Here is a 23,409-nt window from a genome sequence, read left to right on the forward strand (position 1 = left end):
ACTGACGGCAAAATAGTGCCGAAAGGCATGGAACCCGAATGGCGCGACCTCCGACTATTTGCAAAGCCGCCCCACACCATGGTGCGGGACGGCTCTGCAAGGCTCCCATAAACGGGGCATCCGTAGCCAACGCAAATGTCTTGAATCTGCGTGCACCGCTACAGCGCGGTGGTCAGATCTCGGCCCAAAAACTTGCTCAGCAAAAACAGCGGAACCAGTACGGAAACTATCAAAATAGCCCCGTAGGCAGAGGCAGGGCCAAAATCTCCGCTGCCAATGTACTGAAAAACCTGCACAGTCATCGTGCTCCACGGGCCATAGTACAGCACGATGGTAGAGCTAAGCTCCGCCAGCGTTGTAACCCACATGATAATGGCCCCGGCCACCACCCCAGGCAGCATGGAAGGCACCACTACCTTGAGAAACGTCGCAAACGGCGGCACACCCAGGCTGATGGAAGCTTCTTCTACCGACACTTCAATCTGGTGCAGCAGGGCCGATGTTGTTTTGACGGAAAACGGCGTCTTGCGGATAAAATATGCCAGCACAATGATCATCCATGTGCCGGTGAGCACCACTGGCCCTTTGTTATATGACGCTGCCAGCGCAATGCCCAACACAGAACCGGCAATAACCAGCGGCAGCATCATGGCCAGATCAAGAACATAGCCAGCCACTCCCCCTTTGCGCACCACCAGATAGCTCACGGCCAGGCCAAACACCATGCCGATAACCGTGGCCGTTGTGGACAGAAAAAACGAGTTAAGAATGGGGCGCGGGGCCACCTGAAGGGCAATCAGCAGGTTATCGAGCGTAAACTGCCCATAGTACATGACCGGGCCGTTTGTTTTGGTAACAGCAGCCACCATAACTACGGCAAACGGCGCCAGCGAGATAAAAACAATACCGGCGCAGAACGCCCAGGCAAGCTTTTTGCCCAGGGGCGACAGGGTCTTGACCTCCGGGGGCCGTAGTGCCGACATGGCATAATTTTTTCGCTCTACCCACACTTTTTGCAATACGGTCAGAACCAGGGTCACCACCACCAAAACCGTGCTCAACGTGCCTGCCATTGAGGGGTTGCCCCCCATCTCGCTGACAAACTCGCTGTAGGCCTGCTCTGCCAAGACCTTATAATCATTTCCGATAATTGTTGGCACGCCAAAGTTTTCAATAGACATGCAAAAAACTATCAATGCGCCGGACGCAATGGCTGGGGTAACCACCGGCAGCGTCACTGTGCGAAAAACCCGCCATGGGGAAGCCCCAAGGTTGCGGGCGGCTTCTTCCAGTGACCTGTCCACAGAATTGATGGCCGCAGAAACCATCAGAAACACAAAGGGAAAAAACTGAAGGGTAAAAACCAGCACAACGCCCTGCCAGCCGTAAATACTGGGGATATGCAGGCCCAGTTCTGCAAGCTGACGGGTGACGATGCCGTTGCGGCCAAGCAAAAGCAGCCACGCTTCTGCGCCGATGAAGGTCGGTAAAATAAGGGGCAGCGTGGCCAGCGTGCGCAGCGTGGTTGCTCCGGGCAGCCTGTAACGCGTGGTAAAAAAGGCAAAGGGCACGCCGATAAGCACGCTGAATACCGTGGAAAGGCCGCTCATGAACAGGCTGTTGACCAGGCAGCGCCGGTAAAAGGGGGTACTGAAAACGCTGGCGTAGTTATTCCACGTAAACACCCCCGTGTCGGGATCAAGCAAGCTGGCCTGAAAAATGGCGTACATGGGGTAACCCACGAGCAATACAAGCGTTATCAGGGCGAGCAACAAAACCGCGTTCCATGCGGAAAATAGCTTTCGCAGGCCCATCACGCGTTCACCTTGACCGGGCTGGTCGGCGAAAAGCAAAGCGTAATGGCTTCGCCAACCTTTTTGAAATTTCCGCAGTCCAGAGCGGGAACATCCACCCGCAGCAGGGTGCCAAGGGCGGCAACCTGATACACCATCACTGTGCCCAAAAACATGACCTCATGCACATGCCCGGTAAAAACATTCTGCGCGGGGGTATCGGGCAGCACCTCGTGTATCCAGTCCGGGCGAAGCATCACGCTCACTAGCTCATGCAGCCGGGGTTGCACTGGGGCCTGGTCATGCAACTCTCCATGGCTGACGCCGTGAGAATTGTGCATGGCCACCTCAAACTCCACCCCGCCGCACAGCATGCGGGCAAGGCCCTGCTCGCCGTTCCATGACAATGGGGTCATTTCCAGAATATTGCACGAGCCCATGAATTCTGCCGTAAACCTGTTGGCAGGCGAAAAATATATGCCCTGCGGATCAGCCACCTGTTGCAGGCTGCCATTATAAAAAATGGCCACCCTGTCGGAGACGGCCATGGCTTCTTCCTGATCATGCGTCACATATATTGTTGTTATACCTAGGTGTTGCTGCATATGGCGAATTTCTTCCCGCATGGTGACGCGCAGCTTGGCATCAAGATTGGACAAGGGTTCGTCCATAAGCAGCACATCGGGCCGAATAACAAGGGCGCGGGCCAGGGCAACGCGCTGCTGCTGCCCGCCAGAGAGCTGCCGGGGGTATCTGCCGCGCAGATCGAGCAGTTGCACAGAGTCAAGAATTTCCATGACCCGTTTGTTGATGGTATCACGCGGTAGTTTTCGGGCCTCCATGCCGTAGGCCACATTGTCAAAAACAGTCATATGCGGAAACAGGGCATAATTTTGAAAAACCATGCCCGTATTGCGCCGGTGGGCAGGCAGCGAAAGTACCGACTTGCCCCCAAAAAGGATATCACCGCTGTCAGGGTCGTTAAACCCGGCAATCATGCGCAGCAGCGTGGTTTTACCACAACCGCTGGGGCCCAGCAGAGTAAAAAATTCGCCGTCGCCAATGGTCAGACTGACCTTGTCCACAACCCGGAGAGAACCAAATTGCTTTACGATATCAGCAAGTTCTATACGCACAAAAATATCCTTGTCTGCAAGGGCAACCTGCGTGTTGCTGCTGCCAGCGAGGAGAGCTACCAGCCCCAGCCAGGCAGCTGCATATTACGGCAAGTTTCCGGCCATAAAAAAGGCGCGGAGAGAACCGCGCCTGGATGTTCGTCTACTGCTTTTGCAAAACCAGCTTTTTCCACTTGGCGAGCATGTCTTTTTCCAGAGCATTGGCTTCCGCCGGATCAAAATCCTTGAGCATATTAAGCTCTTTCAGCGAGGGCATGCCCTCTACCGCAGAGGCGTCCGGCCGTGCAGGCCGACGAAAATACTTCTGGAACACGGCATCCACCACGGGCTGGGAGAGCAGATAGTCCGCAAGCACCTTGGCTTCTTCGGGATGTTTGCAGTCGGCTATGATGGCAAGGCCTTCCGGGGCGGCAATGACGCCGTCGGCGGGATAGATAACCTGCACGTTCTGCGCGCCACCGGCCACATAGCGGTGGGCCGCGTATTCCATGGTGATGCCAAGGGCAAATTCACCTTCGGCGGTTCCCTTGTAAACAAGGCTGGAACTGTCAAGAATCTTAACGTTGTTAATGAGCTTTGTCAGTCCTTCCCAGCCATACAGCTTATAAAGGCCATATACCTGCGCATAGGCAGACCCGGATTTGAGCGGATTGGCCATGACCACCTTGTCCTTCCACTTGGGATCAAGCAGGTCGCCCCATGTTTTGGGCAGGTAAGCAGCAGGAACAAGCTGGGTATTGGCCATAATGACCATCAGATGCATGTTGGCCGCCGTCCATTTGTGGTCCTTCTCGATGAAGGATGCCGGCAAACTGGCGGCTTCCGGTGAGGTGTAGGACATGAAGTTGGCCTTGGCATTGTCCAGCACAGCCACGTCTCCACTCCAGAACACGTCGCACAGGGGGTTGGCTTTTTCGGCTTCGATACGCTTCATGGCTTCGCCGGTGCCCATGCGAACCACGGTAAGCTTGATGCCCGTTTTGCTTTCAAAATCCTGTGAAATAGCATCCAGCATGTCAGGCTGGTTGGAAGAATATAGCACGACTTCTTTTGCAGATGAACACACCGCCATGCCCAAAAATACGGCAAACAGCACCAGCGCAAAACACAGACTTTTGATACAGGCCTTCATACTTCCCCCAACATGCAGCAATTCAACAAATAAATGTGCCCCCAGCACCGCCCATTTTCACCTATATCCAGATGGTATTCTCCAACTGCCTGGTGGTCAAGGCAGGCAGGCTGTTGTTTTGCCCGCCACGCGCTGACTGCAGTCGCTTTTGGCCGTGATCACGGCAGCCAGCGAGGCAAGGAACATATCAAGGGCACTAACGTTTTAATGGCATACTTTTCGGGGGGAAGGTCAGTTGTCGCAAACCGCATTTTTCGGCTGAATGAAAACTTTGAAATGCTTCTCATTTCAAAGTTGATCTGACCTAGAAGCAGCTCTTGAAATCATCAGGGGCGCTTTTGCTGGGAAGGCGCGGGTTGCGGCCTGTACGGAGCGAGTGAAACAGCATGGCAAAATACAGCACTACACCGCCATGCGCGGTGCGCAAATCATAGCCCGTTTCTTTCTGCATATTCTTTATTTTGTATTGCAACGTGTTCTTGTGCATAAACAGTTTTTGCGCAATCTTTTCTATGGAACGGTCATTGATAAAATATTGATCAATAATCATAGAGTATTCTTGTATCTTTTCTTCAGCAATGTTTGAAAAAATGAGATCCGCATACTCCTTTTTTATGGCGTCATCGACAGAGTGCACAAAAAGCCCAATATCCATGTCAGAATACAGCACTATTCCATGCCCTTCTGAACGCAGGGCAGCATCAAGCGCCCTGGATGCCTGGCGGTAGGATTCATACAGACTGCTGCTGGCGGCGGAAAGCTTTTTGTCACACCCGCAGGCCCGGGCTTCCAGTTTTGCCGCTGTGGTTTCAGTGCCATCAATTCCCACGACAAGCGACAGATCAAAACGCTTCTGCACCAGACCCTGCATTTCTTCTGCCACGGCCAGCAGTTCGCTGTTTCGCATTGAAGGCATCAAAAAAATGAAAGACTGCCCGACACGGGCCATCAGCGCGCTTTGCCACTGGCGCGAGAGCATCTCCATGGCCTTTTCAATCAGGTCGTCATGCCCTGCCTGCGGATGAGCCTCCCCTGAAAGCGGGACCAGCAGCGCGCATGCCAGAACCCGCCGGTACTGCGCCAGATTTATGCCGATAGATGCTCCCTCCCTGATAAATTCGGGCGAAGAGATGTTGTGCGGCGAACTCATCAATCGGCCAATATATCTGTTGCGGATATGCTCTTGTATACGTGCCTGTTCAGCGATGTCGTTCTCACGCAGCAAGATTTCCATCATTTTCCAAATGACATGCGCGTAACGAACCATTTCCTTGCTCTCGCCAGTGACGCCGATAACACCAACATTCTTTCCGTTTTTTGTGATAGGCAGGTTGATTCCTTTCTGGCTGTTGATAAACTGCCCGTCCTGTTCAATGGTCAGCATTTCAATGTCATGCTCAAGCAAATATTTGGCCCCGCCATGCAACTGCCCGATGCGCTGCGGATTTGTGCTGGCAATTATCACGCCCTCGGCGTCCATGAGGTTCACATTGTTTTGCAAGACGTCGCTCAACTGACGCACAAGCTCAAGGGCGTTTTCACGAGATATGTTCAACTGCCCGCAGGTGCTGCTGGTTTGTTTCATCGCCGTTTCTCCGTGCAGAGATTTTGGGTGAGATCAATGGTGTTGTCAAAAAAAAGCAGCTTTGACGTCTCTTGCCCCAAGGCGGAATGCCAGCCCCTGAAACAGCATGCCGGATAAAAAAATGGCCCCAAGGGAATCCCCTTGGGGCCGTTGAAACAGAACTACTTGCCGGGAGCCAAATTCAGGCCCTGTAACTGACTGCGTCCGGATGGACAGCATCCCTGCGCGGTTCCCTGCAAATGGTGAAGGCCCTTTGGGTCTGCATGTTTCGATCAAGAGGCTCTCATAATGGGGGATTTTTGCCCGAAGGGGCCGGGGCAAAGCCCCGGCCGTTCGGAATCGCCCTTCTGACCTTAATTCAAGCCAAGCTCTTCGTTGACGGAGTATTCCGGCTTGATAAACAGCCAGATAATGCTGCCCACAACAAGGAGGCTGCTGGCAAGGATAAACGGATAAACCCACGAACCCGTGTACTGAACAATAACGCCAAACAGGAATGGCGACAGGATGGAGCCTACGTTGCCGAAACAGTTCATCATACTTGAAACAGTACCGGAGTATTGCTCGCCAATATCAAGGCACACTGCCCAATATACGCCCACGGCCATTTCCAGCCCGAACAGCGAACAGGCCAGGAAGAAAATGGCCATGTACGGCGATTCGGTCATTGCCCCCGGAATCATGAAGCACGCGGCTATCAGCAGGCCGACAATGGCCACTATGCGCCTTGAAAAATTGCCCTTGCCGGTCTTTTTCCACAACAGGTCGGAAAGATAGCCGCCAAGCGTATCGCCAATGGTGCCCGCCAGCAGGGGAATACTGGCAAAAATGCCCATTTTTACAATGGTGAATCCGCGGGCGTCCACAAGATAGGTGGGCAGCCAGGTAAGGAATATCCAGAGGTTGAAGTTGTAGCAAAAGTATGCCGCGCACACAGCCCAGGCGTTCTTGCTTTTAAAAAGCGCCTTGATGGGCAGCTTTTGGCCCTTTTTCGCGACAACGCGGCCATCATTGATAAGATCAATCTCCGCCTGGTTGACCTTGTTGTTCCAGCGGGCATTGAATTCCTGCGGCGTGTCCCTGTACCAGTAGAACCAGAAAATGGCCCATACAATGCCGACGCCCGTACAGATATAAAAAGCTTCTCTCCACCCCAGAGCGAACACGATGGGGGCCATTATCAACGGCGTAACCGCCCCGCCGAACCGGGCAAAGGCGTGGGTTATCCCTTGCGCGAAACCGCGCTCCGTCTTGGGAATCCATGCTGAAAAAGCACGGGTCGCAATGGTGAAGGCGCCTGCCTCGCCAATGCCGAAAAGAAAGCGCAACACGATGAGTGAGCTGAAGCTCCAGGCCAGCGTTATGGCAAAGGTGAAAAAAGACCAGACAACCACAAGTCCCGTGAGCACAACACGCGGGCCATACTTGTCTCCAAGCATGCCCACAGGTATCTGAAAGAGGACGTAACCGACCATAAAGGCCGAAAAAACAGCGCCAAGCTGTGCCTTGCTGATGCCGAATTCCTGCATCAGCAGGGGGGCTGCGACAGAGACGTTAACGCGATCGAGATAGGTAATAAAATACACGAGGCAAACAACGAACAAAACCAGCAATCTTTGGCGAGTTGGTTTAGTGGGCATGTGTTCTCCTGTTAGGGGGGCCGCGTTACGCTAGACAGGGATAACAATAGGCAACTGTGCATACGTGGTTGCACCTGGCCGCGACGCCAACTCATCTGCCGGGCGGGAAAATTTTGAAAGGCGGGCCTGGCGGTTGTGTCTTATGATATGGCTTCAAACTGTTATCTTCATACTCTGAGTAGCTATAGCGCGTCCTGATAGTGGCCACGCGAAGAAGCATAAAACCGCATGATAAAAAGCGTGGTTACGCTGGCTGCCGCAAGGCTGTGCCATAAGCCGCCCTTCCGCATGTCAGAGCGGCTTATGGTGACAGGGTCACGCGCCGCTAGTCTGGCCTGAACACAATCTTGATTGCCGCGTCGTCTTTGTCGGCCAGTTCAAAGCCTTCCCTGATCTGGCTCAGGGGGAACTCATTGGTAATGAGCGGGCGTATGTCAACCATCTTCTGCACAACAGGGCGCAGTGCCTCGGGCGTCCACACATACCGTTCACGCCAGGAGTGGTGCACAAGGCAGGTGTTGATGAATTGCAGCCCGTCGTCATGCCAGCGGCTGATATTAAGCGTCACCGGCTGGGTCACCCAACTGTAAAAAACAAACTTGCCGTTGTGTCTGAGCACTTCAGAAGCCAGGTTGAAAGAGCTTTCCGAGCCTGCAGCTTCAACAACCACATCGACGCCCTTGCCATTGGTGAGGGCAAAAATTTCTTTGGCAGCGTCGATCTTGGTCAGATTCAGCACATGATCCGCGCCCAGTTTTTTTGCCAGTTCAAGCTTGCCGTCAAGAATATCGGCAACAATGACGCAGGCTGCGCCCTTGCGCTTGGCGCACTGGGCAACGATCTGCCCGGCAAATCCGGCCCCGAGCACCAGCACGGTATCGCCCAATTGGACACCGCAATGCAAACCGGAGTGCATGGCACAGGCAATGGGCTCGCCAAGGCCGATAAAGTCCATTTCAAGACCTTCGGGGGCGGGCTGCAGCTGCCACGTGGGCGTTACAAAGAAATCGGCATAGTTGTTGTTCCAGCCAAAGGCTATAACCTTGTCGCCAACCTTGTAGTCGGTAACCTTTGAGCCGACTTCAACAATTGTGCCGCCGCTCTCATGCCCCAGAGGAAAAGGAAATTTGGGCTCATGGCGAAACTCGGCGGTTTTTGGGGGCAGCTGACCGCGATAAAACGATTTGTCTGACCCGCAAATGCCAATGATGTGGTTTTTTACAATAACCTGCTCATCTCCACAGACAAGCTTTTTTTCTTCAAGGACGATGTCCCGAGGGCCACGTAATGTGGCAGCCCTTGTCATTATGGCCATATGCCAGCTCCTCTCGGTAAAATGGTGAAACGCATCCAGGTGGAGTACTCCTGCAGGCCCTATAGTGCAGAGAGTGTGCCGGGGGCATGCCGTTATTTTTTTTCTTATATTTCATATTGTTAAATAGTTTCAGGCTTTCGGGCTTTATGTCGTTTGTTTCATTATCTTAACAAACATGTTACAAACCGTTTAAATGAAGCATGCCTGATTCAACCTCTACATAACATACGAACATATATGATACATATTACGATAATCGCTCCATATCTCGAGATGAGCAAAGAAGTGGAAGCCTGCCAGCTTGTACTCAATGACCCCACCGTTGCCATTGAGGTCAAGGATCTGGTAGGCGTCGCCGCCTTGCAGCAGCTCCCCATCCATGCGGATGCGGTCATCAGCCGTGGGGCCACAGCCACTGCCTTGCGCAAGGCCTTGCCCCCGAACTGCATTCTGGTTGAACTGCCTGTCACGGGCGCGGATGTGCTTCGTGTGCTGCTCAAGGTAAAGGAGCGTGTGCCCTATTCCAGGATTGCCCTCGTAGCCCCACCCAATATGCTGAATGGGGTCGAGGAGATGATCCAGCTGCTTGATGAGCCGATACACAGTTATCCGGTGCTCGACGAAGAAACGGCCATCAAGCAGATACTGGCCTGCAAGAAAAAAGGGATTGAAATGGTGGTTGGCGGGTCTATGGTCACAACCCTTGCTGCCAGTTACGGCATGAACGCAGAAATGATATATTCGGGCAAAGATTCGGTGCTGCTTGCCATCAATGAAGCAGTACGTTCAGCCCGGCTGGCCCAAAGGGAGCGGGCCCGCTCGGAGCGGTTCAGAACGACCCTCGACCTTATTGAAGAAGTGATTTTTTCTTTCAACAGCGCGGGCGAACTCGCCGCGCAAAACGCAAAGGCGTTCAAGCTTCTGGCGGACTCGGCAGAGGGTGAGCACGCCAACGCCATCCCGAAACTGCGCGCATATGTGGAACGAGTGCTGAAAAAAGGGCGGTCAGAGACCGACATCATCATTGAAATCGGCAACAAGCTCGTTACCGGCACAGTGCAGCCGGTCATTGACGGCCAATCGATAGTTGGCGCGGTGGCCGCCTTTCAGGAAGCTGGCGCGGTACATGACAGGGAAGTGGCGCTGCGCCACTCGTTCACCTCAAAGGGGCACCGCGCCAAATACAGCTTTCGGGACTGCGCCGGGGTCAGCGCAAAAATCAATAACACCGTAGACAGGGCGCGGCGCTTCAGCTCTGTGGACTCATCCATCCTTATTTATGGAGAAACAGGCACAGGCAAAGAAGTTTTTGCCCAGAGCATCCATGCGGAAAGCAAAAGAAAGAACGGGCCTTTTGTCGCCGTCAACTGTGCGGCGATCAATGACAACCTTCTTGAAAGCGAACTGTTCGGGTACGTCAGTGGCGCATTTACCGGGGCCAGAAAGAACGGCAAGCCCGGCATGTTTGAAATGGCCCACACCGGAACGATCTTTCTGGACGAAATTTCTGAAATCCCTTTCTGGCTGCAGGGCCGCCTGCTGCGCGTGCTGCAGGAACATGAGGTCATGCGCCTTGGGGACGACAAGGTCATTCCCGTTGATGTCAGGGTCATTGCCGCATCCAACAAGGATTTGCGGCAACTCGCCCGCGAAGGGAAGTTTCGTGCCGACCTGCTCTTTCGCCTGAATATTCTTGAATTGCACCTGCCGCCCTTACGGGAAAGAAAAGAGGACATACCCGCGCTTGTCACGTCCTTTCTCAGCTACTTCAACACCAAGTACAAAACAGGCAAGCTCATCTTGCAGGATGCGGCGCTCTGGCTGCTGATGCATTATGACTGGCCGGGGAATATCCGCGAATTGCGCAATATCTGTGAGCGAACCTGCGTTTTGAGCCCGCAGCATATTGTGACCGAAGAGGATCTGAAAAAAATACTGGAAAATGTGCTGCAGGCGGATATGCCGTCCCACTCCGCAGCATCTGCCGCCTCATCGGCCATGCCCAACGGGGCTGCTGCCCAGAGCGGGCCTGCGGAACAGGCCCACCTGGACAAAGCCGTTCTTGGCAGCAGCTACGCGGCAATACAACAGGCACTCGCCGCTACCCACGGGCATATGGGAAAAGCGGCGAGTCTGCTGGGCGTAAGCCGTGTTACTTTGTGGCGTAAGCTGAAAGAGTACGAAAAGAGCGTATCCGGCGCTGCGGGCTAAGCCTTTCTGCCGCCTGGACCCAAAGGCTCCCTGGCAATTCTATGCCAGGCGCATTCCCACGGCCAGCAGGCGGCACGTGCGTTCAGCCGCCGCTTCAACAAGCGTTTCGCCTTTGGCAATGCAGTCCTCAAGCGAGGCTGGCCCGGCCGGGCAACCCGCAGCCGCGTCGATTCCTTGCGCGTAGATGGCTTCATACCCGTTATCCAGGCCGCCGGAAAGGCAGATCACAGGGATGTTTCTGGCTGCGGCGAGTTTTGCGACCCCGACGGGCGCCTTGCCATGCGTTGTCTGAAAATCAGTGTTGCCTTCGCCGGTAAAGACGAGGGACGCGCCCTCAAGCTTTTTCTCAAGGCCGATAACCTGCAAGACGATATCAATGCCGGAACGCAAGCGGGCGTTGGTAAAGAGCAGCAGCCCAGCCCCGAGACCGCCCGCCGCGCCTGCTCCGGGGATGTCACGCACGGATTTGCCAAAGCTTTTTTCCGCCAGATCGGCATAGTGGGCCAAGGCTGCGTCCAGTTGCTGCACCATCGCGGGGGTAGCGCCCTTTTGGGGGCCAAAAACGGCAGACGCCCCGGTCGGCCCGCAGAGCGGGTTTGTCACGTCGCAGGCGACCATAATGTCAACTGAGGCAAGCCGGGGGTCCAGCGCGCTGCCGTCAATCCTGGCAAGCTCCTGCAGGGCCGCGCCGCCCTCGGGAAGTTCCTTGCCGGACGCGTCAAGAAAGCGTGCGCCCAGCGCACGGGCAAAACCGCTGCCCCCGTCATTGGTGGCGCTTCCGCCAATGCCGATGACAATGGCGGAAACCCCGGCGTCAAGGGCGGCGAGCACCAGTTGTCCGACGCCAAAAGTGCTTGCCAGCAAGGGATTTTTTTCTTCGGCGGCAAGCAGCATGAGCCCGGAAGCCGCCGCCATTTCGATTACCGCTGTGGCGCCGTTGTTGATGAGCCCCCACTGCGCCACAACCGGAGTTCCCAGAGGGCCGGAAACCGTTGTCTGCCGTATTTCGCCCTGCGCGGCGGCAACAACCGTCTGCACTGTGCCCTCGCCCCCGTCGGCAATGGGAACATACTCAATGGCGGCGTCAGGGAAGATCCTGTGTATGCCCCGCCCCATCGCGCGCGCGACGGCTATGGCAGAGACGCTTCCTTTAAACGAATCGGGTGCGACTAGTATTTTCATATGCTTACCTGCGTGATTGATCTGCTGCAATGCGCTCGCCTATCTCATTGGCGCAACAAACTGCTATCCAAAGCGTTTTTTCATTGTCGCGCCAAAGTACCCGGCATTTCCCTTGAGGCGGGCGTTGATGCGCAGCAGCTGGTTGTACTTGGCGATCCGGTCGCTGCGGCACAGGGAGCCTGTCTTGATCTGGCCGGCATTGGTGGCAACCGCGAGGTCGGCGATAAAGCTGTCTTCTGTTTCACCGGAACGGTGAGAGATGACATTGGCGTAGCCGCTTGTTTTGGCAAGCTCGATGGTTGCCAGGGTTTCAGAAAGGCTGCCGATCTGATTCAGCTTGATAAGAATGGCGTTGGCGACGCCCTTGTCTATGCCTTCAGCCAGAATGGCCTTGTTGGTCACAAAGATGTCGTCGCCCACAAGCTGCATGCGGCTGCCCAGGCTCTCGGTGAGTTTTTTCCAGCCCGCCCAGTCTGTCTCGGCCAGGCCGTCTTCAATGGAGATGAGGGGATACTTGGCAACAAAACCTTCAAGATAGGCCACCATTTCATCGCTGGACAAGACCCTGTTTTCTCCCTTGAGCGTATACGCGCCGTCGCCATAAAATTCGCTCGATGCGGCATCAATACCAAGAAAAATATCCTCGCCCGCTCTGTAACCCGCGTTTTCTATGGCCTTCATGATATAGTCAAAAGCGGCGGTGTGGCTGCCGAGGTTGGGGGCAAACCCGCCTTCATCGCCAATGCCGGTCGAAAGCCCGTCGTGTTCCAGCAGCTTTTTGAGCGCATGAAATGTTTCCGTCCCCATACGCAAGGCTTCGGGAAAACTCTCGGCGCCTACGGGGATGATCATGAATTCCTGGATATCCAGCGTGTTCGCTGCATGCGCCCCGCCATTGATGATATTCATCATGGGCACAGGCAGCGTCAGCGCGCCGGGCCCGCCAAGATACGCGTAGAGCGGAAGGTCAACCGCCAGAGCTGCGGCTCTGGCGCAGGCCAGGGAGACGCCAAGAATGGCATTGGCGCCGAGGGAAGACTTGTTTTCCGTGTTGTCCAAAGCGAGCATGGTGGCATCGATGTCGGCCTGATCAGTCACGGTTTTATCAACAAGCGCAGGGGCTATCACGGCATTGATATGCTCCACCGCGCGCAAAACGCCCTTTCCGCCATAGCGTTTTTTATCGCCATCGCGCAGCTCGAGGGCCTCCCTTGCGCCCGTGGAGGCCCCGCTCGGCACGCAGGCGCAGGCGCACAGCCCGGACTGCAACACCACTTCCGCCTCAACAGTGGGGTTTCCCCTTGAATCAAGAATTTCTCTGCCTATAACAGTTTGGATTTTATCTCGCATTGTCATCTTCCTTTTGCGGTGACCATAGATTCCTGCCAGGCTACTTTACGTAGACTTTGACAAGATTGGTTCCGGTAAGATGTGTATCCTTCTTGCCCTGGCCGGCCGTGATAACAAAGGCGTCGTCAGCGTTAAAGTCGGGGTTGGCATCGATGAAATTCTCCACACGCTCAAGGTGAGAAGAAAACTGCTCGCCCACAAGCCTTGGCTGAACGCCCCAGGAAAAATTGAGATATCTGAGTGTGGTGACAGAGGGCGTCAGCACATACACGTCATGCCCCATACGCTTGGCGGCAATGGCCCTGCCTGAAGCCCCTGATATGCTGTGGGACAGGACAGCCCTTACAGACAGGCTGTCTGCCAGCAGGTGGGCGGCTTGCGACAAAAATTGATCCGGCTTGAGGGTATCAAGGATAATGATCCCTTTGCCGCTGTTCTTTTGCACCAGCAGGTCTTCGGCCTTGGAGGCTATCCTGCGCATGTACTCGACGGTTTCAACCGGGTGGGCTCCAATGGCTGTTTCTTCAGACAGCATGACGCAATCAGCCCCGTCGAGCACGGCATTGGCAACGTCGGTTGTTTCTGCCCGTGTCGGGCTGGGAGCGCTCACCATGGAAAGCAGCATCTGTGTGGCCACAATGACCGGCTTGGCTCTCTGATTGCACCCGCCAATGATTTTCTTCTGAATGCCGGGCAGGTCTTCAAGGGGGCACTCGACGCCCAGATCCCCTCTGGCGACCATGATGATGTCGGCAACATCAAGGATGGCATCAAGGTGTTCTACGGCGTTCCTTCTTTCAAGCTTGGCGCAGACGGGGATGGCCTTGCCGTGCTCGGCAATGATTTTTTTGGCCTCCAGAATATCTTCGGGAGTCTGCACAAAGGAGAGCGCAACTGCGTCCACACCGAGCTTGAGGCCGTCTTTCAGGTCACGGCGATCCTTTTCGGTAAGCGCGGGAACTTTGACTGTCTTGCCGGGCAGGGCAAGACCCTTGCGCGAAGAGATGAGGCCGGAGTTTTTGGCTTCAAGCACAAAGCCGTTGCCCCGCTTTTCAATGGCAAGTAATTGCAGCGTGCCGTCAGCAAGCACCAGCACGTCGCCTGGCGAGATGGCCTCGAGCACAGGCGCTATCGTGAAGGGAATGTGCGGCAGTTCGCCGTCGTCTTCCGGCCCGAGAAAGGCCCTGTCGCCCGCTGCAAACGTGATGGGGCTCTCCAGAATGCCAATGCGGATTTTCGGGCCAGAAAGATCCTGAAAAATGGTAAGCACTGTGTTCAGTTTGCTTTCCACCTCTCTAATATTCTTGATTGTATCGACAAACTGGCTGGCGTCACCGTGCGAAAAATTAAGACGAAAAATGTTCACCCCAGCTCTGGCAAGGTTTTCAATCTGTTCCCTGTTATTTGTCGCTGGGCCCAATGTAGCTATGATTTTTGCTTTCATCTTTTTGCCCCAAATGCTATAAATTAAGGTTAGTTGCCGCGCAGTGGCCGCAATAAAAAAAAGAGCAGTGTGCAAGATACCACTGGGGACTTTTTTTCGACATGGTATGAAAGACATAAATTATGCAGAAAAATCGTATCGGGTAACAAGCGGGCCGGCGTTATCACCGTGCTCCGGGGCATCGGGCGATTGTATTGTGGCGGGGAATGACGAAAAAAGGCGGGCGGGAGAGAAAAACCAGCAGCGTGACGTCAGCGCCTGCGGGCATGCGCGGCGCTGACAGGTAATCTCTCCGGAAAAAAGTAGAATTTCCGGGAATAAGCAATCAGGAGATGTTACGATGAAAAGAGCCTGATTCACGGCCAGTCAAATCTTGGCGCTCGTAAGGCAGGCCGAGAATGGGGGCACGGCCCCGGATTTTGCCGTGAGCACGGCATGAGCAGCGCGTCTTTTTACGGCAGTGCCAAAAACTATCTGGTAAAAGAAGAACTGGAGTCCTTGGGCCGTATCGTTAACGCGTGGCTGGATTTGCCGAGGATAGGGCCCGGCGCAATATTCCTCCCATGACCATGGAAGATTGGGCCAAGCGCCTGGGCGGCTTTCTGGAGTACACCGAGCGGGATATTTTACAGGGCAGCGGCAACGTCAGCCCTGAGAGGACATCCCGAAGGAATATCCTGCCGCCGTCAGCAGGGCGTCCAGGTTGGCGCGATACGCGCCGACAATGTCCTGTGGCGCCAGATCGCCCATAATCCCTTGCCAGAGGACGCCCTGAATGAGCGGAGCCATGATCAGTTGCGGATGTTCGCATACCGGGCCGCTCAGGCCAACCTCACGCATGTGGTGCTGCAACGCGGTAAGCGTGCTGACGATCTGTTCGAGGTAGGGCCGCACCAGCAAGGGATTGTGCAGTCCTTCGGCATGGATGAGGCGAATGATCTGCATGCTGCGGGAGACGCCGTTATTTTGCAGAAAGGGCTGGGCCATGCGCCAGAGGCGCTCGTGCAGGGGTAGCTCCGTGCGGGCCAGCATCGCCCTGATGCTCTGGTGCAGGGCAAGAAGGTCTTCGAGCGCCAGAGTGTTAAAGATATCCTTTTTGTCGGCGAAATGAATATATATGGTTCCCTTGGCGACTTTGGCGGCGCGGGCTATGTCTTCCACGCGGGCAGCGGCAAAGCCGTGCGCCGAAAAAACCTCCAGGGCGGCATCCAGAATGGCCTTACGGCGGCTTTCATTTTTTATTTCGCGTTTCGTGGGCTCAGGTCGCACGGATGTTTCCGACATGTCTATCTCCTGCGTTGCGGCGCGGGCGCGAGCCACACCAGTCCGGCCATGAGGCAATACGCCCAGCCTCCGGCCCAAAACAGTTCGTTGAATCCCACAAGAAAGCCCTGGCGCGTCACTTCCTGATTGATCCATGCCGTTGCCTGCATAGCGCTCATGCCCATGCCTTGCAAACCCTGCATGGCCTGGGCAAAAGGGAAGCTGGCGTCGGTCATGCCTTCGGCAAAGCGTACATGGTGCAGGGCCTCCAGCCGTTCCCACTGGGTCATGACCAGCGAAGAACCTATGGAACCGCCCAGAGTGCGCAGGCAGGAGGAAAGGCTCATGGCGCTGGCAATGTCGCTGCCAGGTATGCCGTTGAGGCTGAGACTGGTCAGGGGCATAAAAAAGAGCGCAACAGCCAGCCCTTGCACAAATTGTGGCCACATGACGAAGGATACGTCCATGTTAGGGGCAAAATAGCTGCGCCAAAAAAAACACAGGGCGAAGATCACAAAACTGATGCTGGCCAGCACGCGCATGTCCAGCTTGGCGGCATTTTTCCCTAAAATAGGCGAGATAAAAAGAGAAAATATGCCAATAGGAGCCAGGGTAAAGCCTGCCCACATGGCGGTGTAGCCCATGCGCGTCTGGAGCATCATGGGCATGAGCACTACCGATGCGAAATACAGCATGAACCCTAAAAATATGCAAATAGTGCCAACAGTAAAGCTGCGGTGGCGAAAAAGTGAAAGATCCACCACAGGGTCTTTTTCCGTTAATTCCCATGCTACGAAAAATACCAGAGCGATGGCCGCAACAACACCAAATCCGAGAATTAAAGGGGAGGAGAACCAGTCATGGTCCTTGCCTTCATCCAGCATCAGTTGCAGGGAACCCACGCCCAGCACCAGCAGTATCAGACCGATCTTGTCTACGGGTGCGCGCATCACAGGGGTTTCGCGTCCCTCCAGAACTAAACGCAGGGTCATCAGGCAGAAAATGCCCAGGGGCACATTGACAAAGAAAATCCAGTTCCATGAAAAGTCGTCGCAAATATAGCCGCCGAGAATGGGTCCCAGAATGGGACCGACCACGATAGTCATGGACCACATGGCCAGGGCGAGGCCGCGTTTTTCCGGCGGGTAGCAGGTCAGCAACAGGCTTTGGGACAGGGGAATCAGCGGCCCGGCGGCCGCCCCCTGAATAATGCGCGCGGCGATAAGCATGAGCAGAGAATGGGAAAGCCCGCAGAGCAGCGACGCCAGCACAAAGAAAAAGGTGGCCAGGGTAAAAACGCGCACCTCGCCGAAACGCCGCGCCAGCCAGCCGGTAAGGGGAATGGCGATGGCGTTGGCGACGCCATAAAAGGTGATGACCAGCGTGCCCTGAGAGGCGGCCACCCCCAGGTTGCCCGCAATGGTGGGCAGAGCCACGTTGGCGATGGTGGTGTCCAGAACGGTCATGGCCGTGACCAGGGCAATGCTCACCGTGGCCAGTACGCGCATGCCTCCGGGCAGCGGCTCCACAGACCGCACCTCAGGAGACGGGGCCGCAGTGGCGGCATCTTTTTCGCCGGGTTTGGACGGCAGGGTCTGATGTGCCGGAGAACTCATGCTCAGCGCTCCGTTGCCCCGTTGTCGGACGGGCTGTTTTGGGCAATGACGCTGCGGATGCGCTCTTCAATGGGCTCCATGTCCGGCTCCGTACCCCGCGCCGTCAGCACGGGCGGGAGGGGACGCTGCCGCGCGGCGTCGGTCAGCAGCGGACCCGAGGCATCATCGATGTTCACCGTCACCAGGGAAGACAGGCCGATAAGCAAAGAATGCCGTGCTGCGTCTCCGCCTTCCAGTTCAATGCGCACCGGTACCCGCTGAACGACCTTGATCCAGTTGCCTGTGGCGTTCTGGGCCGGAATCAGCGCAAAGGCACTGCCCGTGCCGGCGGAAAATCCCGCCACACGGCCCTGATAAGTCACCCCCGATCCGTGCATGTCCACCCTGATGGAGGCGGGCTGGCCCACGCGCATATGACGCAACTGCACTTCCTTGAAATTGGCCTCCACCCACAGGCTGTTAAGAGGAATAACGGCCATGAGCGGCGTTCCCGCAGCGACCACCTGGCCGGATTGCACGCTGCGCTGGGCCACCTGCCCATCCACGGGGCTGCGTATGACTGTGCGCTCCAGCGTCAGCCAGCATTCACGCACCCTGGCCGCAGCCTGGCGCACCATGGGCTGATCCTCCACCGGGCCGTGCAGCAATTGGGCGTCCAGGGCCTTCTGGCGCTGGCGGGCCGCATCCAGTTGCGCTGTGGAGCTTTTGACCTGCGCGTGGAAGTCCTGCACCTCTTCCAGGCGCACGGCCTTTTCGCGCCCCAAAATTTCGCGGCGGCGCAGATTGGTGATGCCCTGTTCCAACGTCACTTCCGCAACCTTGATCAGCGCCAGGCTTTCGCGCCGCTGCGCCTCAAGACGGGCAATCTCCCGCACCACCGAGGCGAGATCCACCAGCGCGCGGTCCAGGGCCAGACGCGCATCGTCGTCATCCAGACGCACCAGGGGCTGCCCGGCGCGCACGCTGTCCGTATCATCGGCCAACACCGACACCACACGTCCTGAAATTTGGGACATGATACGCACAACATTGCCGGAAACATAGGCGTCATCAGTGTTTTCCTCAAAGCGCCACACAAAAAACCAGCACGCCGCCCAGGCCAGCAAAGCCGCTGCCATGAGCAAGCCCAACACGAGCATTATCCGCGTACGGCGCGAAGAAGGCGGCCGTTTTTTCATGGAAGGCTCTTGAGCCTGGGGGGAGGATACGGATGTGGAATCAGACATGGTGAACCCCTTAATAAAACTGACTGGTCAGTTTTATTAAGAGAGGCTTCAAAAATCAAGAGAAAGTTTGATGGAAGTCCAGGTTCTGCGAATCAAGGCATCAAGCCTTGTGCTGCAAGAAGACGGCCATGCACAGCCGATATTGTGAAGGAACTGTCGGCGTTTCTGTGATGGCAGGACTACGCGCCCGCTTTGCACGATGTGCCTGAGGCGAGAAGTATTCATGGAAGGGGAAAGCGCCTGATGGGCAACATCCCAGACCTGGTTTTTGAAGTTACGGTTGCCCTGTTTGCCCTGACGAGGGGCATCCATCTGATGTCCACACTTGTTGCCGTTACGCAGTGTCAGGGCGTGTAGCCGCGTGTGCCCATAGCCTGAAATGTTTGTAATAATCTAAAATCAGTATCTAAAAAGACCTGTCTATTCGACTGCCAGGCACATAATTTTGTCAAATATGGGCATGGTTCAAAGAAATTTATCTCGAACGGCTTCCGGCATGATGTGATCAATCTTCAACTGTCACATGCTCTGGAACAAGATGCAGCCAAAACGCTTTATGACAAGGTGCAGCTTTTGCCGAAGAGCCGGGAAATGATGAAAACCTATGCCGACTATCTCGAAGAATTGCGGGAACAAGCAACGCAGAAAAAGGCAGCATACGACAGCCATGATGCCGGGGTGTGACTGCTTTTGCTCCGCGGCACTTTTAAGGGTGTCACTCGTAACCGCTGCGCCGCCCCTTTTGTATTTCCAAGCTCCAAAAAGCAGCCTTATGTTGCTCATGTTGCCGAGCTGTCAATTAACGCGCACTTTTTCCGTTCCGGGCAACAATGGACAACATCCGGCAACTTCGAGCTCAAAGATTGAGGGCCAGACATGTAACGTACTATACCTTCGGTATGAACTTTACGACCTGCCTTTCTGGTAAGAGCTTATTGCAGCCTGTCCTGCTCAATTGAGGACACTTATGGGCAATCTCGATATTTCCCTTTAAAATATTGTCAATACGGCCTTCTTGATGTTGTATTGAGACAAATTGAGGCTAGCCAAATAACGCTTTGGGCAGGTTGCCGCCAATAAATTTATAAAATAAATAAAATAATACAGCATGTTATGAATTATTTGTAAAAAGAACCTTATATATTGACACGGGCCAACGAAACGACTAAGAATAGCTAAAGAATTAGCGAGGGGGTCGTCATGAGTGAAGAAGAAAAAAAAACCAAGCCAAAGAGCAGAGAATATCCTGCGAATACTCTGAGTAAGACTCTTGAATTCCTAGAAAAATTTAAAGGATACCCGCAAGGCAAGCCCATATCCTATGATGCTGCTGCCAAGGAGTTGGGCGTAAGCTCAAATACCAAGTCTTTTCGGTACTTGATTAGCTCTGCCCGCCAGTATGGCCTTATTTCAACTGCAGCCGGGCAAACCATGTTAATGCTTGAACCTGCTAGTCGCTTAATTCGGCCGACTGAACAAGAAAATATACTCCGGCAGTTAAAAATCGAATGCTTTAAAACGCCCAGGATGTACAGCGAACTCATTGCCCAATATCAAGGGCAATCTATGCCAGCGATTACAACCCTTGAAAATGTTCTAATAAACTACCATGGGATCGTGCAAACTATTGCCAAAAATGCAGCAAAAACATTCATTGATACAGCGAACGAACTCGGTGTAGTAATAAATGGCGTAATAGATTTGGAAGTAACACATGATCTTAATCCTAATTCCAATAAAGAGATTCAAAAAGATGAAGATTCTCAAAAAAATGAAACAGGTATACAGAATGATTTGACAGATATAGTTCCCAGTATGAAGCAATCGGATTCGGAAGAGTTTGCACTTCCCATCACTGTTCCCCTGAGTGAACAGCGAAGAGCGATACTTCACATGCCAATAAATACAGAAAAGGAAGATGCTGAGTATGTTCTTGAGATGATAACGCTTATGTTTAGGAAGCTGTACGGAATTAATCGCGCATAAACAATTTCTTGCATATATCAATGTTATTATTGAACAAATATTTTTGAAGGTTAATTATGCAAAAAAATAACATAGTTAAAAACGAGTAAGGGCACCGCTCACAACGTGGTGATAGGTGCCCCTTCACACAACTCCATCAGGAAATCGTGTTAACGTGGAAATTAATGCTAGTTCCTTTTGGTAGTTTTCGCAAGACCTATCGCCACTAAATACAATGGAGGATTCGGATGGAACCGAATACCCAAGTAAAAAGTGGCAATGGCCCATCCCCTGAAAATGCTGTTTACGTTAAGTCGTACACGAATCGCTGGGGACAAGAAATGCGGGCTGAGGACTATGGGCTAAAGGCTTTCGTCTTTTATCCCAAAAGAAAAAAGTCCTCAAAAACCAAAAGGAGTTAGATATGGGTAAACCCAATAGTATCCATGTTGTCCCTCATCCGGATGGTGGTTGGCAAGTCAAAAAAGGTGGAGCTGAAAGAGCTTCTCTTCGGACTGGTACACAAGCTGAAGGATTCGAACGCGCACGAGCAATCGCTCAGCGTGAGGGCCTAGAGCTTTGTATCCACCGCCCGAATGGTCAAATTCGAGAGAAAAATGGCTACGGAAATGATCCGTATCCGCCCAAGGGCTAACTAACCAAACCTCAAGGGCCGCAGGAGTTTACTGTGGCCCTTTTTTTGGATCGTCTCAAGGTGTATTGCTGCAGGCACGCCTGAATGCTTCTGCTTGAGGTTTCTATGAAACCCTCTTCAAGGGGACAATATAAATTTGTCTCGTTATATTAAATTAATGACTTTAGATGGATATTGTAATTGTTCAAATCCTGCCACTCCGTCACAGAGCAAGCGACAACTGCGAATTATTGATTACGCATGCGCAATATTCCTGAAACAAAGAGCCATCCGACAAAGTACAGCGGCAAGCCTCCATCACTGGTGGCTTGCCGCTGCATGGCCCGACAGGCGTGCTGCCGGGGTGGGTGGGTACCTTACCGGGCGCCCGGCGTGCGTTGTCTCAATCCTGTTTTTTCCCTCAGGCCATAGGGCGCAAGGAATTGGCGTAGATGCGGGCCACGTTCTCGCGCGTGGCCTTTACCGGAGCCACGGATAGCAGCAGTCCGAGGGAGGGGGTCTGTTCCACAAGGTCGCAGAAGGTGTCCACATCGGATTCCTTCACGCCCAGATCCAGAAGCTTCTGGGTCACGCCCAGCCCGAAGAGCCATTGTTCCACGGCTTTGGCCACCTTGTCGGCTTCTTCGGGCACGCCCGCAAGGCCCGGAACAATGGGCTCAAGAATGTGGGCCAGCACGTTGGAACGCGCCGGGTAGCACTCCTTGATGACGGCAGGCAGCAGCGCGGCCAGGCCCAGCCCGTGGGACAGGTCGTGGCTTACGGCGCTCAAGGGGTGTTCGAGCGCGTGCGTGAAGTGCAGCAGGCCATTGTCAAAGGCGACGCCAGCCTCAAGGGCAGCGAAGCAGAGAGCGTAACGGGCTTTGAGATCCGTGGGATTTTCCAGCGCAATGGGCAGCCAGCTGTGCACAAGGCGGATGGTGTCCTGGGCCAGATTGACGGCAAGCGGGTTGGAAACTGTTGTTGTGGCCGCCTCCACCACGTGGTTGACGGCGTCGATGGAGACGTATCTGGTCTGATCCATAGATAATCCGGTCATTAATGCGGGGTCGTCAATGGCAAAGCGGGGATAGATGCAGTCGTAGGCAATGGCGGGCTTGTAGTTGAGCCTGGTGACCGTGGCGACGGCGAAGCGGTTCACCTCGCTACCTGTGCCGTGGGTCAGGTTGATGGCAATAATGGGCAGGGCCTTTTCGGGCGTGAAACGGAAGCAGTAGAGGTCCTCGCCGCTTTTGCCGGGGTTGGCCAGCAGGATGGCCGCGCTCTTGCCACAGTCGATGGGGCTGCCGCCGCCAATGCAGATGACGGCTCCGGCGTTGATGGCGCGCCCCATTTCTGCGGCCTCGTCCACGCTGTCCGTACTGGGATTGGGGGTGACGCGATTGTACAGGGTGAGGGTGATGCCGTGTTTTTGGGCCGCAGCCTCCACCTTGTCCCAGGCTCCCGTAGCCTTGTAGGAATGCCCGCCGCTGACGCAAAGGATGGACGCAATCCCTTCCTGCTTCATCTGGGCCAGGATGTCGTCAATCTTGTTGATGGCCCCAACGCCGATATAGGCTGTCGTCTTGACGCGAATTTCCCGAACAACATTGTAATCGCTAGTTTCGTCCCACATGATGGCCTCCTGCTGGCGCCAGGGGTATCCTGTGCCATGTTGTATGTACCGAACGATTGTTATTTTTTTCACGTGCTTTTTTTATATGCCCTATGGGATCAGTAGTAAAGCTCATTGGGCACACAAACAATATTATTGGGCAAGTATTGATGTTTTTTTCACGGTGCGCATTTCCCTGAGTTCTCGCACCGCGTTTGTTGCCGCAGCTGGCGCGCGTCAGGAATGGGTGCCCGTCGATGCGCATGCCGTTCTTCATTTTCTGGAGGTTTGTCGTCCACTGCGTG

Annotated in this window: 17 protein-coding genes; 4 read left to right on the forward strand and 13 right to left on the reverse strand. The window is 54.5% G+C overall.

The genetic code is table 11. The annotated features are described in order from the left end of the window. Positions 1-158: 158 nt before the first annotated feature. From DESU86_RS07930 to DESU86_RS07955, 6 genes are all read right to left on the reverse strand, one after another. Complete coding sequence (locus tag DESU86_RS07930; protein WP_179980558.1) at positions 159-1,730, reverse strand: ABC transporter permease; 1,572 nt, start codon at positions 1,728-1,730, stop codon at positions 159-161. Between the two features lie 83 nt (positions 1,731-1,813). Then, a complete protein-coding gene (locus tag DESU86_RS14390; protein WP_197957551.1) occupies positions 1,814-2,929 on the reverse strand; it encodes an ABC transporter ATP-binding protein in 1,116 nt (371 codons plus the stop codon). Positions 2,930-3,071: 142 nt separating this feature from the next. Beyond that, positions 3,072-4,061: an extracellular solute-binding protein gene (locus DESU86_RS07940; RefSeq protein WP_179980559.1), complete on the reverse strand. Its 990-nt coding sequence runs from the start codon at positions 4,059-4,061 to the stop codon at positions 3,072-3,074. A 304-nt stretch (positions 4,062-4,365) separates the two neighbouring features. Then, positions 4,366-5,646 (reverse strand): CdaR family transcriptional regulator, encoded by a 1,281-nt coding sequence (locus DESU86_RS07945; RefSeq protein ID WP_179980560.1) that lies wholly within the window; start codon positions 5,644-5,646, stop codon positions 4,366-4,368. 353 nt (positions 5,647-5,999) lie between these two features. Continuing rightward, positions 6,000-7,286 (reverse strand): MFS transporter, encoded by a 1,287-nt coding sequence (locus DESU86_RS07950; RefSeq protein ID WP_179980561.1) that lies wholly within the window; start codon positions 7,284-7,286, stop codon positions 6,000-6,002. A 325-nt stretch (positions 7,287-7,611) separates the two neighbouring features. Next, positions 7,612-8,601, reverse strand: coding sequence for a zinc-dependent alcohol dehydrogenase (locus tag DESU86_RS07955; RefSeq protein WP_179980562.1), 990 nt, complete (start codon positions 8,599-8,601; stop codon positions 7,612-7,614). 237 nt (positions 8,602-8,838) lie between these two features. Here DESU86_RS07955 and DESU86_RS07960 point away from each other — a divergent pair, with 237 nt between their 5' ends. Beyond that, positions 8,839-10,812 carry a sigma 54-interacting transcriptional regulator gene (locus DESU86_RS07960; RefSeq protein ID WP_179980563.1) on the forward strand — a complete coding sequence of 658 codons (1,974 nt, stop codon included), beginning with the start codon at positions 8,839-8,841 and terminating at the stop codon, positions 10,810-10,812. A gap of 39 nt (positions 10,813-10,851) precedes the next feature. Here the strand turns inward: DESU86_RS07960 and DESU86_RS07965 are convergent, their stop codons facing one another. From DESU86_RS07965 to DESU86_RS07995, 6 genes are all read right to left on the reverse strand, one after another. Beyond that, entirely contained in the window at positions 10,852-11,994 is a 1,143-nt protein-coding gene (locus DESU86_RS07965; protein WP_179980564.1) for a glycerate kinase, read from the reverse strand. 63 nt (positions 11,995-12,057) lie between these two features. Next, positions 12,058-13,344, reverse strand: a complete 1,287-nt coding sequence (eno, locus tag DESU86_RS07970) for a phosphopyruvate hydratase (RefSeq protein ID WP_179980565.1) — start codon at positions 13,342-13,344, stop codon at positions 12,058-12,060. A 40-nt stretch (positions 13,345-13,384) separates the two neighbouring features. Then, a complete protein-coding gene (gene pyk / locus DESU86_RS07975; RefSeq protein WP_179980566.1) occupies positions 13,385-14,788 on the reverse strand; it encodes a pyruvate kinase in 1,404 nt (467 codons plus the stop codon). A gap of 645 nt (positions 14,789-15,433) precedes the next feature. Next, on the reverse strand, positions 15,434-16,072 hold the full coding sequence (locus DESU86_RS07985; protein WP_179980567.1) for a TetR/AcrR family transcriptional regulator: 639 nt from the start codon (positions 16,070-16,072) through the stop codon (positions 15,434-15,436). Between the two features lie 2 nt (positions 16,073-16,074). Further along, on the reverse strand, positions 16,075-17,667 hold the full coding sequence (locus DESU86_RS07990) for a DHA2 family efflux MFS transporter permease subunit (RefSeq protein ID WP_269474308.1): 1,593 nt from the start codon (positions 17,665-17,667) through the stop codon (positions 16,075-16,077). Between the two features lie 2 nt (positions 17,668-17,669). Further along, positions 17,670-18,893 (reverse strand): HlyD family efflux transporter periplasmic adaptor subunit, encoded by a 1,224-nt coding sequence (locus tag DESU86_RS07995; RefSeq protein WP_179980568.1) that lies wholly within the window; start codon positions 18,891-18,893, stop codon positions 17,670-17,672. Between the two features lie 501 nt (positions 18,894-19,394). Here DESU86_RS07995 and DESU86_RS08000 point away from each other — a divergent pair. From DESU86_RS08000 to DESU86_RS08010, 3 genes are all read left to right on the forward strand, one after another. Next, positions 19,395-19,577, forward strand: a complete 183-nt coding sequence (locus tag DESU86_RS08000) for a hypothetical protein (RefSeq protein WP_179980569.1) — start codon at positions 19,395-19,397, stop codon at positions 19,575-19,577. A 516-nt stretch (positions 19,578-20,093) separates the two neighbouring features. Continuing rightward, positions 20,094-20,879 (forward strand): hypothetical protein, encoded by a 786-nt coding sequence (locus DESU86_RS08005; protein ID WP_179980570.1) that lies wholly within the window; start codon positions 20,094-20,096, stop codon positions 20,877-20,879. Between the two features lie 403 nt (positions 20,880-21,282). After that, positions 21,283-21,513: a DUF2188 domain-containing protein gene (locus DESU86_RS08010; RefSeq protein WP_179980571.1), complete on the forward strand. Its 231-nt coding sequence runs from the start codon at positions 21,283-21,285 to the stop codon at positions 21,511-21,513. A gap of 400 nt (positions 21,514-21,913) precedes the next feature. On the opposite strand, the gene DESU86_RS08015 is transcribed toward DESU86_RS08010, so the two are convergent. Next, positions 21,914-23,125, reverse strand: a complete 1,212-nt coding sequence (locus tag DESU86_RS08015) for an iron-containing alcohol dehydrogenase (RefSeq protein ID WP_179980572.1) — start codon at positions 23,123-23,125, stop codon at positions 21,914-21,916. Positions 23,126-23,409: the final 284 nt, after the last annotated feature.

Source organism: Desulfovibrio sp. 86 (assembly GCF_902702915.1).
Taxonomy (GTDB): Bacteria; Desulfobacterota; Desulfovibrionia; order Desulfovibrionales; family Desulfovibrionaceae; genus Desulfovibrio.